The sequence below is a fragment of the Teretinema zuelzerae genome (assembly GCF_021021555.1).
GTDB lineage: Bacteria > Spirochaetota > Spirochaetia > Treponematales > Treponemataceae > Teretinema > Teretinema zuelzerae.
Map to the genome: position 1 here is coordinate 291177 of NZ_JAINWA010000003.1, position 14307 is coordinate 305483.

Annotated in this window: 12 protein-coding genes; 5 read left to right on the forward strand and 7 right to left on the reverse strand. The window is 50.7% G+C overall.

Annotated elements, in window-relative coordinates; translation table 11 throughout:
• Positions 1–40: 40 nt before the first annotated feature.
• Positions 41–4405: a translocation/assembly module TamB gene (locus K7J14_RS08630; protein WP_230755315.1), complete on the reverse strand. Its 4365-nt coding sequence runs from the start codon at positions 4403–4405 to the stop codon at positions 41–43.
• 42 nt (positions 4406–4447) lie between these two features.
• Here K7J14_RS08630 and tmk point away from each other — a divergent pair, with 42 nt between their 5' ends.
• The 5 genes from tmk to thiI are packed head-to-tail and all read left to right on the forward strand — an operon-like array spanning position 4448 to position 9124.
• Positions 4448–5086: a dTMP kinase gene (gene tmk, locus K7J14_RS08635; protein WP_230755317.1), complete on the forward strand. Its 639-nt coding sequence runs from the start codon at positions 4448–4450 to the stop codon at positions 5084–5086.
• Positions 5083–5709, forward strand: a complete 627-nt coding sequence (locus tag K7J14_RS08640) for a hypothetical protein (protein WP_230755319.1) — start codon at positions 5083–5085, stop codon at positions 5707–5709. The genes tmk and K7J14_RS08640 overlap by 4 nt, the downstream gene beginning before the upstream one ends.
• Positions 5710–5718: 9 nt before the next feature.
• Positions 5719–6780, forward strand: a complete 1062-nt coding sequence (locus tag K7J14_RS08645) for a 3-dehydroquinate synthase (RefSeq protein ID WP_230755321.1) — start codon at positions 5719–5721, stop codon at positions 6778–6780.
• Positions 6777–7913, forward strand: coding sequence for a cysteine desulfurase family protein (locus K7J14_RS08650; protein WP_230755323.1), 1137 nt, complete (start codon positions 6777–6779; stop codon positions 7911–7913). The genes K7J14_RS08645 and K7J14_RS08650 overlap by 4 nt, the downstream gene beginning before the upstream one ends.
• 11 nt (positions 7914–7924) lie before the next feature.
• Complete coding sequence (thiI, locus tag K7J14_RS08655) at positions 7925–9124, forward strand: tRNA uracil 4-sulfurtransferase ThiI (RefSeq protein ID WP_230755325.1); 1200 nt, start codon at positions 7925–7927, stop codon at positions 9122–9124.
• Here thiI and K7J14_RS08660 read toward each other — a convergent pair.
• The 6 genes from K7J14_RS08660 to K7J14_RS08685 form a co-directional block, all read right to left on the reverse strand.
• The gene (locus K7J14_RS08660; protein ID WP_230755327.1) at positions 9121–9804 is read right to left on the reverse strand and encodes a tetratricopeptide repeat protein; all 684 of its coding nucleotides are present in this window, start codon (positions 9802–9804) and stop codon (positions 9121–9123) included. The two genes, thiI and K7J14_RS08660, sit on opposite strands and share 4 nt — an antisense overlap.
• Positions 9804–10871 (reverse strand): uracil phosphoribosyltransferase, encoded by a 1068-nt coding sequence (locus tag K7J14_RS08665; RefSeq protein WP_230755329.1) that lies wholly within the window; start codon positions 10869–10871, stop codon positions 9804–9806. Before K7J14_RS08665 ends, K7J14_RS08660 begins: the two co-directional genes overlap by 1 nt.
• Positions 10872–10948: 77 nt before the next feature.
• Positions 10949–11440 (reverse strand): hypothetical protein, encoded by a 492-nt coding sequence (locus tag K7J14_RS08670; protein WP_230755331.1) that lies wholly within the window; start codon positions 11438–11440, stop codon positions 10949–10951.
• Positions 11441–11544: 104 nt separating this feature from the next.
• On the reverse strand, positions 11545–12594 hold the full coding sequence (locus K7J14_RS08675) for a hypothetical protein (RefSeq protein WP_230755333.1): 1050 nt from the start codon (positions 12592–12594) through the stop codon (positions 11545–11547).
• A gap of 50 nt (positions 12595–12644) precedes the next feature.
• On the reverse strand, positions 12645–13763 hold the full coding sequence (ispG, locus tag K7J14_RS08680) for a (E)-4-hydroxy-3-methylbut-2-enyl-diphosphate synthase (RefSeq protein WP_230755335.1): 1119 nt from the start codon (positions 13761–13763) through the stop codon (positions 12645–12647).
• Between the two features lie 114 nt (positions 13764–13877).
• On the reverse strand, positions 13878–14300 hold the full coding sequence (locus K7J14_RS08685; protein WP_230755337.1) for a V-type ATP synthase subunit K: 423 nt from the start codon (positions 14298–14300) through the stop codon (positions 13878–13880).
• Positions 14301–14307 lie beyond the last annotated feature (7 nt).

Sequence of the window (14307 nt, forward strand, 5' to 3'; positions counted from 1 at the left end):
CAGAAGAGCTCCTTAAGGGTGAACTATATCATAAAACAGGTCAGTATGAAAACTTCCATGAAAGAGTAACCGAATTGTCAGCGACGAACAGGGTGTCGCGATGTTCCGGGCTGAATCCCCATCGAAGAAGGAATAGAGGCGTATTCACCTCGAAGCCTATCTCCGGCTGGGCAAGCAGATTGCCGTACGGCTCGATCAGAGTTTCCGCCTGAACGGCTGAACGGGGATCATAATAGCTGAAATGCAAAAGAGCATCGGCATAGATCGCTGATCCCAGATATTTACCGATATAAACAGTCGTGTTGTCGAAATAGTTACCGATTGTCATGCCGGTAGAATCCGTATCAAGCCCGCTTTGGCCGAGCAACGCATTTTGCAAAACAAGCGTACGTATTGAAAAAAGATCCAGATGGAGAAAATCCCGAACGGCATTTTCCGTATTTCTAAAAATACTCAGCTGGGTTAACACATCGGAGGATGTAATTACCAAATCCTTGAAAAAGGTATCCTGTGATGCGTCCCCTGTGGTCACTTGCCCCATGAGCGTCAATATTTCAGTCTCGGAACGCACTGGATCCGACGATAAGACGGGAGAAAACAGGGAAAGCGGCTGATTGTCGACGCTCAAAATAATGCGAACGAACTCTCCGTCGATATCCCGTTCCCGGATTTCAGCGCGGATGGTTACGTAGGGATCGAAAAGATTCTGGGTTTCGTTCAAGGTGATGCTGCCCTGCCTCAAGTAAAAATTCCGCTTCAAATAAAAGATTTCGCCTCCACGAAGAGCGGCGTTTCCTTTTAGCAGAAACGAATCCTGGCTGCTGTCTATCTTGATGGACAGCGGTTCGTCGGCCTGTATCAAGCCGCGGATAAAGGCCAGTTCCGGCGAGGGCCAACGAAATTCAACCTGTTTTCCTATCGCTATATTCAAATCAAGCAGCAGATCGCGGTCGGATTCGCTTGCATCGCCGCTTTTTGACTGGCCCGGAGTGAACATTGAAAAATAACCCTTTTGAAAATCGGCTTTTCCGGCCAGGTTCACGGCGCGTTCGTCGATCAGCAAGGCAATGTCGAAGGATGCGAAACCGGCCGCTCTGAATAATGAATTATTGAAATCGACGGGAACGGCGGAGCCGATCGTACGGCCGGAGACTTTAAATATTGAAGGAAACCAACCGTCGAATTCCGCGCTTGCTTCCATCAGGGCATTCGCGCCTGATATATCAAGAAGGAGGGACGGAATGGAAACATTTTTATCCCGTGCTTCTACCGCGAAAGAAATAGGTCCATGACGGCCCTTCAACACGTTTGGAACGGCATAATAGCAGTCGGAAACGTTCAATGTTCCGGAAAAATCAGGATCGGCCATCAATCCGGTGATCGTAAGGTCGCCGGAAATTTTGCCGGAATCAAGAGAAAAAAAATCGATTCCGGTCAGGGGCCAGAGATCGGCGATGTCGATCATGAGGTTAGACACTTGCAGATCCAACTCGGAGTTCCTGATGAAACCGTTCGATTGAAACGAAACTGCAAGTCCGGGCGCGGCCGACAGAGAGAAGGTGCCGTCATCCAGAAGGTATCCGGTGACTTTTTCGTTCTCGCCTGCATATAACGCGGTGACTCCCTGCTCTCGCACCAACAACGCGGAAACGGGCTTATCGAAAACCAGAGAGCCCCACGAGAAATCTTCAAACGTCAACTCAACGGTAAAAATATCGGGAATCGAATACCTCTGATCGTCGTTGTTCGATTGAAGGCTTTGGCCCATAAAAGTGAAAGACAGACCCGAACGGGCTGTGCGTTTCCCTAGAACCGAAGTCCACTGCGAAGTAATTTCGGCGCGCTGAGAACGAAGATTGTAGCTGCCGGAAAAATCGCTCAGGGAATGACCGCTCCAATACGCGTTCAATCCGGTGACCGAAACCACGTTATCCTCTAAAGTCGCTTTCCCCTTGACCTCAAGATTCGATTCGCCCAGCCGCATTGATGAACTTACGATATCTACGGAGGAATACAGGGTATCGAGGGATCCGCTGAGCGTGCCCGAAGCAGTCATTAAATTCGCCGGCGTCTGGCCTGCCGCAATGCGCATTAAAGGGAATGCTTCAAGCGAAAAACGGGCGTCGATATACACTTCCGAGCCGCTGGATATCACCGAATCGAATGCGATTTTTTCGCCGCTATCTGCTGAAGACAACGAAGCGTCAAGCAAATACCGGGAACCGAAAACACCGCCCGGCAGAATGCCGAGAGACGCGGTCCCGGATATTCGGGAATATTGATCGATTATACTGACGTCTTTCAGGAATACGCCCGAAGGATCGATGGAACCGGAGGCCGTAAGCACGGTTCCCAGAGGGAGCAGGGTTCCGAGTTCTTCGATTTCAAGGCTGTCGATTGCCGCATCCCAGCTGGTTGAAGACAGATAGGCGAAACTCGCTTCGCTGGATAGCGAAAAAACCAATCCTGAAATCGGTACGGGCAATCCGTTCGATTTAAAGGAACCGGAAACCCCTCCGGCGACATCGAATAAAATGGAAAGCGCGAGACCGTAATCGCCGTATATCGAGAGCGTTCTGTTTCCGAACAAACCGGAAAACTGAAACGGATATTGATTCACGGAAAGAGAGCTCGAGAATAGAAGATCGTCGGAACCGCCGAAGGAGGCGAGAAAATTGCCCGTTATTTCGGCTGCTGAGGAGGAAAACTCGATATTGCTGATTTGAACTTCGTCATTGTTACCGTTCGCAGAAAGTAGCAAATAGTACGATTCAGTATCGGTAGGAGCCATTACTAGCCGGGGACAGTTGAACGAAAATCCCTGAAAATCCGTAGAAAAGTAAATCTCTGTTGTCACGGCGGCGGATGACACCCCCTCAGGAATAGCAGGCGCGGCAGAATTTCCGCCGCCTGAAGCAATAAGACCGGTAGAAATCAGGTCGGAGAGGCTCAGCGAGTCGCAAAAGAAAAACCCCTGGAGAAAGGTCTCTTCGTCCCGGGAGAAGGTTCCTTCAAACCCCAAGGAACCCATCGAGTCGCGGGCAGCAAGACGAAGATCGTACCCATCCCCTTCGGGAGCAGCCCTGAGCTCGATCGAATTATACACGATAGAGCCTATAGACAACGAAGGAACAACACAGGAAAAGCCTGAATTCTCCCGGACGAAATAAGCGTCTCCTGAGGCTGCCAGGGCATTTGGAAGAATCAGTTTCTTCACGGAAAGAAAACCTTCCGGTATCCAGGAGCCGAATTCGAGGGAAAGGCTTGTTAGTATGTCGCTGAGAGGCCCCTTGAAGGATCCTTCTGAAATAGTCAACCCGGATGAAGAAATGTTCCCGTCAAGAATCAGGTTTCCTCCGCCGTAGAAAGAGTCGGGCACTCCTGAATCGAGCGCATACGTTCCCTGAAAACCATCGTTTTCATTGAATGAAAAATCCATTTTCCCCGATACAGTCAAATCCGCAAGACCGCGAATCGAGGACTGGACAGTACGAATATTGATCCATCGAAACGGAAGAAGCTGTTCGGAACGAAAAGAGCCCGCAATAGTGCGGGAGGCGAAATCATAACTCAAACCGATATCCACCGGCTGAAGATCCTGAACAGTATCGAGAGTCAAGACAGATTCGTTGATCGATGCGACCAATCCAATCCTTGATACGCTGAACGACGGAGATTCAAGAGTCTTCACGATGATTTTGGCGGAACCCGCGGTAAGGGATCTATCGAACCTGCCTTCGAGGGATACATTGCCTTTCAAGGGAAATACCGGCGAATCGTCTCCCGATTGCACGCGTAATTTCGTCTCCATCGAAAAATCTATTTCCGAACCGTCGATTTTAGCAGAACCGGAGGAGATCAGGCCGGATACAACCGAGTCGTCCTGGGTGTAGCGAAAAGACAAATTACGTAGAGTAACCTCCGGAGCCTTGATGAAAACAGGCTTTGACGATTGGTCGGAACCTGATCGAGCCTCGTTGCCCGACCCAACCGCAAATAGCGAGGAAAGCGTATCGAAGAGTTCCTGTTGGCCGGGGAGTGAAAAAGAAACAGAGCCGTTTTCAAGCGTAATTCGCTCGACGACATTTTCGGTATTCCCCAATAAAAGCGACACTACGGAGAACCGGATTGATACCCGTTCGATGCGGGCAAGCTGCACATTCGAGAGTCGGTCGTGTACGACTAAATCATGTATTTCCAACGACCTGAAAATAGAGGGAGAAAGCGAATGATAGCTCACGCCCAAGCCGGAAACCTTCTCCAGCTTTGCAACCAGCGAATCGCGGGCATCGGACAGATAGGCATCCATTTTTTTGGTTGCGGGGACAACGAGAACCAGAGATACCGCTAACAGGGCAAGGAACAGGAGTATTTCAATCGTATAAAGTATAACGGGACGTTTCATGCCAGAGTAGTATCATAACAGAATTTCCGCTATTATCCTATCATGATAGTACGCAATTTTTTTGTTTTCGAAGGCATCGACGGAACGGGAACAACTACTCAATTGAAGCTGATAAAAGAACGATTCCTCCGCGAAGAGAATGAAGGACGGGAGCTTATCGTAACCTGCGAACCGACTACGGGACCTATAGGCGCATTGATACGCAGAGGGCTATCCGGCGAATATCGATTTACAGCGGATACGATGGCGCGGCTCTTCGCTGCCGACCGGGGCGAACACATTTACGGCTCAGACGGCATTCTTGAGCAAACGAAAGCGGGAAAAACAGTGATCTCCGACCGATATCTCTTTTCCACCCTCGCCTATCAGGGATCAGCGGGGGATCCGCAACTGGCAGAGCAATTAAACGCGGAGTTTCCCCTGCCCGAATACCTCTTCTATTTCGATCTGGACGCTGACGCGGCGATGAACCGCGTCGAGAAAAGAAATGCCCGATTAGAGATATACGAGAAAAGAGAGTTTCAGCGCATTCTGAGAAATCGCTACGCCTCAATACTCGAACACTATAGAATCGAACATCCGGAAATGAAAATCGTGGTAATAGACGCGTCGCTCGGAATTCAAGAAATCTCCGAAAAAATCTGGAGTATCATCCGGAACAAGCCGATCATTGAGACATGAGGCGCTTCCTCTCGCACTTTAACAAATTCGTCATATTCGCATGCGTTCTTTTCAGCGTTGCCGCGCCTTCGTCCTCCTGGGTAGTCCGCTACAAAGAACAGTTTTATGAATTGTATCATGTCCATTACAACCAATACCCTGACGACGCGATGGAAAACATCTATTGGCTTGAACGCGCAGTCGAAGCGGATTTCGCGAACCCCCTCTATGCGATGGGCAAAATAGAGAACGAAAAAGACTGGGAAAAGTATCGCTATCTTTTTATGATGCATATAAATCTGAAACTCGTTGAACAGCATCTCAGGCTCGGTTCGAAGTGGGATAAACAAAACGCTTATTTTTTCAACGCTCCCTGGAAAGAACAGAACCTGGACAGCCTGAAAACCGCCGAATCCTGTTATACGACAGCCCTCGTGTACTGGAACGAGGCCGCGCTCTGGGCTGAAAAAGCTAATCAGAGTCAATTCCGCTTTCTATTCTTGCAGGATCTGCAGGCTTGGGAAGACGAGAGGGAAAGAATTGCGGTTAAAAAACTTGATTACGGCAGAACAATTCGCAGAGAGCTTGCACGGTTGGAAAAGGTGCGCGCAGACTTCCTTGCAATGGACGAGAATACTTACTAATATGCACTCATGGACAGTTTTACTTTTACGGTGCAAACAGGCCCCGTCGCGGTTTTTTTTCATAAAACAATAACCATACCCGTATTGCCGCGCTCGGGCGGAATCTACGTAGCGGACGAAAACACCCTGCCGCTGCTTCAAAAGGCTAAAAACTTCGATTCCTCGATGCCTCTGGTTGTGCTTGCCCCCGGAGAGGAAGAAAAACAGCTTTCCAGCGTAGAACGAATTCTGGAAGCGGCGCTGAACGCGGGATTGGCCCGAGACAGCGTTTTCGTCGGCTTCGGCGGCGGAGTGGTCACGGATATGACCGCTTTCGCGGCGTCTCTTTACATGCGGGGAGCTGGTCTCTGTCTTGTTCCTACGACGCTTCTCGCCATGGCGGACGCCGCGGTAGGCGGTAAAACCGGCGTCGATTTCGGAAATTTTAAAAATTGCGTGGGAACCTTTTATCCAGCCCAGGAGATACACATTTCCGTAGACGCGCTGAGAACGCTCCCCCAGGCGGAATTCATGTCGGGACTCGCTGAAGTGGTCAAGACGGCAATGCTGTATGCCCCGAAACTATACCAAATCCTTTGGGAGAAAAAGGAATCGATTCTTTCAAGAGACGGCGATCTGCTTCTCGAGATCGTCAAGCGGTGCGTGCAGGCAAAAGCCCATGTCGTGGAGCGAGACCTGAAGGAAACAGGGGAACGGATGTTCCTGAATCTGGGGCATACCTTCGCCCATGCGCTTGAAACCGTCGCAGGACTCGGCACGATAAGCCACGGCGAGGCGGTCGCCTGGGGAATCGCAAGAGCGCTGGAACTCGGTAAACGAGCCGGAATAACAGACCTGGATTGGGCGAAAGAAGCAACCGGGCTTATCGCCTCGTACGGGTATTCGATTGCTCCCGTGCATCCTGTTCTGGCAGGGCGAAACGAGGCCGAGACGCCGCAGCTCCTTTTGAATGCGATGAAAAACGATAAAAAGAAAAAAGGCGGCGTCGTCAGATTCGTTCTCCAGCGCGAAATCAACTCGACCCTGGTTACGCCGGTTCCCGACGCCGAGGTTTTGGCGGTACTGGCATGAATGCATATCTGGATTGGGCGGCCGCGAGCCCTCCGGAACAGGATATCCTTGAAGAAGCGCTGACCCTCTCGATGGAAAACTGGGCGAATCCATCAAGCCTCCACGTGCTCGGTAAAAAAGCCGAGGCGAAGCTGGAAGAAGCCCGGGAGCGAACGGCTTCGGTTATGAAGGTCTCAAGCGAGAAATTGCTTTTCACATCGGGAGGAACGGAATCGAATCACATCCCCCTTCTCTCCCTGATCGGAAGATCATCGAAAGGCTCGATCGCCGTCGGAGCGACCGAACATCCCGCCATTTCAGAACAGGCGAAAATGATGGCGAACGCCGGCTGGAAGATCATCACCATACCCTGCGACAGCAGCGGAATTATCACGCCTGAGGCGGTGTCCAGAGCTATTCAAGACGATACAGCCCTCGTCGCGATAATGGCTGTGAATAATGAAACCGGCGCTATAAATCCGATTTCGGAGATCTCTAAAACCCTGGCGGCGCGAAAGGAAAACAGACGGTCTGTTTTTTTCCATGTGGACGGAGTGCAATGCGCTGGAAAAATTCCCTTCGTGCATCTGCTGAGCGAGATCGATTCTTTCTCCGTCAGCGCGCATAAAATCGGCGGTCCGCGCGGCATCGGGCTTCTCTACATGGGAAAACGTCTTGAGCCGTTTATACGCGGCGGCGGTCAGGAAGGAGGACTGCGGCCCGGTACTGAGAATCTATTCGGCGCATGGGCGCTGTCCCGCTGCCTCGAGCGAGCATGCAATCCGGAAATATACGAGTACGGCAGGAGCATAGAGGCGTATGCCTTCGAACTTCTTGCCGGAATCCCCGGAGTAAAGACCATACCTGAATCGCGTTCGCCTGGCGACGAACGCTTTTCTCCGTGGATTATTCAGCTCTCGAACGAGGCGCTTCCCGGTGAGGTGTTGGTTAGGGCTCTTTCCGGGCATAACATATGCATATCGACAGGTTCGGCATGTTCATCCAAAAAAATCAAGCGGCCGATTCTGCATGCGATGAAAATTTCTTCCGAGGTTTCTCAAAACGCGTTCAGGGTCTCGTTCGGCCATCGAACAACACGGGAAGAAATATTCTTTTTCGCCGAAAACCTGCGGCGCATTCTTAAAGAGCTATAGGAGCCATATACATGGAAAACGCGATATATCTGGTTAAGGTCGGCGAGCTGACCCTTAAAAGCGGAAATATAAAAGATTTCGAGCAAAGACTGGTCCAAAACACCCGCCTCTATCTGGAAGGAAAAAAAACGAAGGTTCAGATTCGCGCAGGCCGAATGTATGTCGAAGGGCCGGAAGATTCGGTTCCATCGATAGAACATGCGCTCACTCATCTGGTCGGCATCGCCGGCTGGGCGAGGGCCCGCGTCGTCCCGAAGGATATCCAGGCGATCAGGGAAGCAGTCGTCCTGGAAGCCCTCGACGCGAAAAAGCGCGGAGTTCGGACATTCAAGGTAGAAGCACGGCGGTCGGATAAACAGTTTCCCTTAAACTCGTACGAAATCGCGAGATTATCAGGCGAAGCGGTATATGATAAAGAAATAATGGCGGTAGATGTTCATAAACCCGACATGACGATTCGGGTCGAATTGAGGGAGCGCTGTTTCGTTTACGGTTTCGAACATCCCGGACACAGGGGCCTTCCCTGCGGAACCGGAGGCAAGGGACTCCTCCTTTTGTCGGGCGGAATCGATTCGCCGGTCGCAGGATTCAGGATGTTGAAACGCGGAATGAAAATCGATTGTCTCTATTTCCATTCACACCCCTACACCTCTCCCGAGGCTCAACAAAAAGTGGAATCGCTCGCGAAGCGGCTGGCCATCTACGGCGTAGGGACGCATCTGAATATTGTGCCCTTTACCGAGGTCCAGCAATGCATCAGGGACAACTCTCCGCCGGATTACGCTACCGTCATGCTGCGCATGGCGATGATGAAGGTTGCCAACATGCTGTGCCGCTCGACAGGGGCCAAAGCGATCATTACAGGCGAAAGCCTCGGCCAGGTTGCAAGCCAGACAATAGAAAATCTTTCGGTAACTAACTCATGCGCCGATTTTCCGGTGCTTCGCCCGTTAATCGGCCTCGATAAGGAAGAAATCATACAAACGGCGAAAGAGATCGGCACGTATGAGATTTCGATTCTGCCCTATGAAGACTGTTGCGTGCTCTTTTCGCCGAAGCATCCTGTTTTAAAAGCTCAGATAGCTGAAACCACCGAATTGTTTAACAAAATGAATATCGAATCTCTTCTTGAAAAGGCATTCGCTGAAAGAGAACATAAACGCTTCGGATGGAAATCCGGAGATTCTGGACAGGAAATAGTAAAAGACTAAGTCGAAGCCGGCGAGCCTTCAGGGGCTTCGTCCGCTTCCGACGGCTTCTGTTCAGAGGCGCCGGAGGCAGGGGTTCTTTCGCCTTCAAGATCCGGAGCAGCGCCTTCCGTCGAAGAGCTTTCAGGAGTCTCCTCGGGGGCCGCGAGCTTGGCCGCGATTTCTTCGATTCGCTTCTGTTGATCGGTGTCGGGAAATCTATTTTTTATCTCCTCGAGCACGGCCAAGGCCTTCTCTTTTTCTCCGGCGATCCGGAGAACATCGACATAATTTAAGCCGGAAACAGGATCGTCGCTGAACCTCTGCCACAAGGCTTCATAGGTTGAAAGCGCGGATTCGGTTTTTCCGGAAGCCGCGTAGGCATAGGCCAAGGCCGATGAAACTAACAGATTTTCGCTGTCTCGTGAGAGAAGCCCTTCGAGCAGCGGAATCGCGGAACCCCAGTCCCCTGACAACGCCTTGACCCGGGCGAGAGAATACTCTGCGGCATTTCGATACTCGGGAGCTGCGGCGGCCTTTTGATAGAAAAGGGCGGCTTTGTCGTATTTTGACAGGCCGGCATAGCCGTCGCCCAATTCCATATATTCAGCGCCGAAAGAGCCCTTCGCTCCTCCTCCTGATGCGCAGGAAAAAAAGCAAACGGAAAAAAGAACGAGGGCTGCTTTCAGAAGACCCGAGCGCATCAATGAGATCCGAGCACTATCTGTTCTATTTTTCGCAGCTGCGACCGGTACAAGCCGGTAATGTCGGAGCCGTAATCGGCGACAAGCTGGATGATATTCCGGGGCGTCTCTTCGGTGTCCTTGCCGTTGATGCGGTCTCCGGCATCTCCCAATCCCGGCATGATGTACGCCGACGAGTTGAGCACCGGATCCATCCACAGGGTGTATACCGTGCAGTTTTCAAGGGCGCGGACGACCCGAAGGGCGCCTTTCAGTGCCGATATAACGTTGAAGAAACTGATCGAACGGGGCTTGACTCCGTTGTCGATGAGATATTTTACTACGGTTACAAGGCTTCCGCCGGTAGCGTTCATCGGATCGGCAAAAATCAAATCCTTTCCGTTCATGTCTTCGATATTGAAAAAAGACTTATCCAAATCAAGAATATATTCCATATTATTTTCTTTCTTCGAATCGTCACGCTTGATCTTGAACAGCGCAAAAGGAGTAACATAGCCGTGAGAAGAATACTCCTCGATTTCCTTAGACATGATCATCGAAGGCAGGAGGGCGCCGCGAAGCATTACGCACATAACGGAGTTCTCGATTTTATAATCGATATCTGGAATTTTATGCACTGCGTAATTCTGAACAGGCGCAGTGACGGGGGTTTTCACCACAAGATAGTTTTTATTTTCGGAGTGATTTCTGTTATATGCCAAACGGAAGAGCATTTCATATGCGCGCTGCGTGTAGTATACGAATTCGTTATGGCCGGTTTTAATGTCCCGAAGCTTTGCGATAACCCGAGAAGCTTCTGCGTGGCTTTGTTCTTCGGTCTCAAAGGAATATACCTTAATGCCGGGCGCTTCCTTGCAGATCTCCTGCATCACATGACCCATTTCATTATATATTTCAATGACTTTTTTTTCTTCATTCGCCAGAGCGGAACTGAAACCGCCGGCGGCGAGAATCTTGAAAGAATCCATCGCCCGCGCGTACAGACCATCCATCCTGTCAAGATAGGCTAAATCTTTCTCCGTAAGATAACCATCCAACGAATCCGCACCTACAACTACCTTGCTCATATATACTCCTTCAGCATTTTCGAATCGATACTAGCATAAAAAAACCGTCCCGAAAAGGGACGGTTTGAAAAAAAAACTTACTTAAACCAGATTCTGAAACCGGCGGAAATCGGAAAGAAGAAATCCGATAACCCGAAGGAAGGCAGGAAGTTAAGACCGAAAGACGGGGCCACCTGAATGAAGGGCTCGAAGGTTCCTTTCGCAAGGAAGGCATTCAACCCTAAAGGAAGCCGCATGCCGGCGTTTATTCCGAACTCGTCGGCGAACACCGTGTTCGCGAAAAATCCGAAACCAAAAAACCAGTTGATCCCGAGGCTTCCGAGATTTCCCAGTCGATCGTTGATTGCCCAGTAATCGCCTGTAAGACCCACGGTGGTAGTATCATCTCCGATAAACCAATTCACCGCAAAAACGAGAGGAACGGAATCCAGCTTGAAGGTTATCGCGGGACCGGGTTCGAACACAGCTCCGGCGTTCCCGTTGAATTGCAGACCGACGCCGAAGGAGAAGGCTCCGGTAAGAGGAAGAAGCAGCAAGGCGGCAAGAAGAACCAACACTTTCCTTTTCATTTTATACTCCTGATAAAAAAACAGACGAATAACCCGGAACACACCCGGGATTTTGAAAATTATAGTACAAAAAAATGATGAAAACAATCAACCAAGGTAAATTTTTACCTTGCCGACATCAGAAGATTTTTAGCGGCCGAGGCGACGGTGTAATCGGGAGAATTCTCGGCCAGGACCTCGAGAATATACTGCGCCTGAGTATTAAATCCTCCGGAAAGCAATATTTCAGAGTATAAATACAACATTTTCCAAACATCGTTCCTGTCCGCCCAATCGCGTACTTCAGGCAGCTCATTCACCCGCTTCATCAAGTTGGAAATATTCGAGTAGGACCATTGAAAATCGGCATCCGCGCATGCGTGAGAGAGACGGGTGACAGCGATCAATGCCGCGAGAGACGAAACAACGGTCAACCGTTCGCCTTTCTCTCCCAAAGCAAAATACTGAACCGACAGACGCCGATAGGCTTCATACCCCCTGTAATAGTCATGCCTGTACAATAGAAAAAATTTGTCCATTGTCGTTTCGGTTGCAAGGGTTCTCATCATCGCCGACAAAAACGATCCGGATCCGGTTCCGGCCGTAAAAAGCTCGTCTTCGCTCAAAATGGTGAGCAAATATTTTTCGGCGCCGTTGTAATCACCGATTAATTCGGACAACCGGGACATTTCATACAACACGGTGTAGCGTTCGTCGGGAATATACAGCATATCGCTGTAGTCCAAGACCTTTGCATAATAACTGAGAGCGAACGATATTTCGCCTTCGGCTTCATAGATTCTACCGGTTAGAAAATCCGCTTCGGGGTATGCGACGCGTCTATCAAGCCACTTGAGGAGCCCTGATACCGACGACAGGGATTGTTTTCCCGAGCTCATGCGCAAACTGTCTTCGATAGCTTTCAGCGCAGATGTCTCATTTCGCTCGCGAAGGACGATCTGAACCTCGGCTATCGAATCTCCCGCTTTGCGGACCTCGGCGCTGTCGAGAGCCGAAACCAGATCAGCCTTCATTCCGATCACGCGCTGACGGTGCATAAGCTTCGCGCGCTCGCATAAGCTCATTGCTTCTCCGGGAACTCCCTTATCCAGCGCTGTTTGAGCTCTGGAGAGAATCATCCAGGGTTCTTCCTCCGCTGACGAAACAGAATTCAAAACGCACGAAAAGAATAGTATAATCAAAAAAACCGTTTTTTGTGCAGGCATTACAGTTTATTCAACTCTTCCCGAAAAGCCGCATCGGCCGACTCGTATCCGTCGGAGACGGATACGGTTTTAACAATTTCTCCGCGCCGGAAAATCAGAACCTTGTCGCCGGCTCCGGTGATTCCGATATCGGCGTGTTTTCCCTCTCCAGGTCCGTTCACAACGCAGCCCATAACCGCGACTGTTATGTCTTTCTTCAGCGACATCAGCTCTGTTTCCCATCGGGAGACGAAGCCGTGGACATCGAAACCGTTTCTTCCGCAGCGCGGGCAGGAAACGATGCGCACGCCGCCGGTTCTGATGCCGCACTCCGCAAGGATTTCCCTTCCGGCTATCACCTCGTTCCGAATAGAATCAGACAAACTCACCCTGACGGTCGAACCGATGCCTTTCGGCAATAGACGGGAGAACGCGAGAGTGCTTTTCACAACTCCGCTGATGAGGGGACCGGCCTCTGTAACGCCTAAATGAAGCGGAATGTCGAAGCGGGAAGCGAAGGCCTCGTTGCATAAAACCGTTTCCTCCACAGTGGAAGCCTTCATCGACACCAGGTAGTTTTGAAAGTTCAATTCCTCGAAAACGCCGACCTCCCGAGAAGCGGCTTCGACCAGGGCTTCTGCACGGATTAGTGCGGAGGAGGAGCCTTTAGCGGCCTGAGCTTCGACTTTTTCTCTCAAGTCAGCGGGAAGGGATCCGGAATTTACGCCGATTCTGATGGCGGCATTTTTATCCTTCGCCTTGGAGACGACTTCCCGAACCTTGTCCCTGGAACCGATATTGCCCGGATTTATTCTGATTTTAGCCACATTTCCGTCGAGACACTTGAGCGCGAGACGCCAGTCGAAATGAATGTCTGCAACCAATGGCATCGAAGTCATCGAAGCAAGAGAGACAAGCGCTTCGGCGCTATCCATGTCCGGAACCGCGAAGCGCACGATATCGCAGCCGAGCTGCTCTAATACCATAAGCTCGCGCGCGACTTCATCAAGACCCGTAGAAGAAAGAGGAGCCTTCCACATAGTTTGTATCGACACAGGCGAGGATCCGCCGATTTTCAACTGCTTTGTCATTCCGGAACCGCCGAGCGCGACGGTGCGGAGAGTCTTTGTGCTACTCATATCAATAACTATATCGGCAAAAAAAAAGGTTGTACAGAGCGATAATCAGAAATAAAAAAAGGCTGTCCGCGAATGTATGCGGACAGCCCATGTCGATTAACCTTCTGAGAAAAATTAGACCGAAATAAGTCCGAAAACCATGACGAACAGGGCAACGGTTTCGCACAAACCGACGACGGTGATGTACTGGGAAAAGCCCTTGCCTGTTTCTGCGAGAGAATCGGAACCGGCGGCTCCCGCTGCTCCCTGGGCTATCGCGGATGCGGCGATTCCGAGACTGCAAACGAGTCCGACTCCGAGAAGGAACCAGTCGCTTTTCTGTGAAGCGAGCATGGCGTTCATCAGAAGGAATCCGTAAATCGTCTGCGTAAGGGGAGCTCCGGCGAAAGCAACGAGGATGAAGGGAGCGGGCTTGTTGCTCATGTAGCAGCGCTTCCAGGCGCCGATAGTGGCCTGTCCGGCGAGAGCGAGACCGATTGCGGATCCTACAGCGGAAATACCAAGAACAGCAGCAGCACCAAATAATCCAAATGTCATATTTCTC

Bases quoted from the DNA above. Each gene is read 5' to 3' on its own strand.
- K7J14_RS08665 (WP_230755329.1), bottom strand. From the start codon at position 10,871: ATGAGCAAGGTAGTTGTAGGTGCGGATTCGTTGGATGGTTATCTTACG.
- thiI (WP_230755325.1), top strand. From the start codon at position 7,925: ATGGAAAACGCGATATATCTGGTTAAGGTCGGCGAGCTGACCCTTAAA.
- K7J14_RS08685 (WP_230755337.1), bottom strand. From the start codon at position 14,300: ATGACATTTGGATTATTTGGTGCTGCTGCTGTTCTTGGTATTTCCGCT.
- K7J14_RS08645 (WP_230755321.1), top strand. From the start codon at position 5,719: ATGGACAGTTTTACTTTTACGGTGCAAACAGGCCCCGTCGCGGTTTTT.
- K7J14_RS08640 (WP_230755319.1), top strand. From the start codon at position 5,083: ATGAGGCGCTTCCTCTCGCACTTTAACAAATTCGTCATATTCGCATGC.
- K7J14_RS08660 (WP_230755327.1), bottom strand. From the start codon at position 9,804: ATGCGCTCGGGTCTTCTGAAAGCAGCCCTCGTTCTTTTTTCCGTTTGC.
- tmk (WP_230755317.1), top strand. From the start codon at position 4,448: ATGATAGTACGCAATTTTTTTGTTTTCGAAGGCATCGACGGAACGGGA.
- ispG (WP_230755335.1), bottom strand. From the start codon at position 13,763: ATGAGTAGCACAAAGACTCTCCGCACCGTCGCGCTCGGCGGTTCCGGA.
- K7J14_RS08630 (WP_230755315.1), bottom strand. From the start codon at position 4,405: ATGAAACGTCCCGTTATACTTTATACGATTGAAATACTCCTGTTCCTT.
- K7J14_RS08650 (WP_230755323.1), top strand. From the start codon at position 6,777: ATGAATGCATATCTGGATTGGGCGGCCGCGAGCCCTCCGGAACAGGAT.
- K7J14_RS08670 (WP_230755331.1), bottom strand. From the start codon at position 11,440: ATGAAAAGGAAAGTGTTGGTTCTTCTTGCCGCCTTGCTGCTTCTTCCT.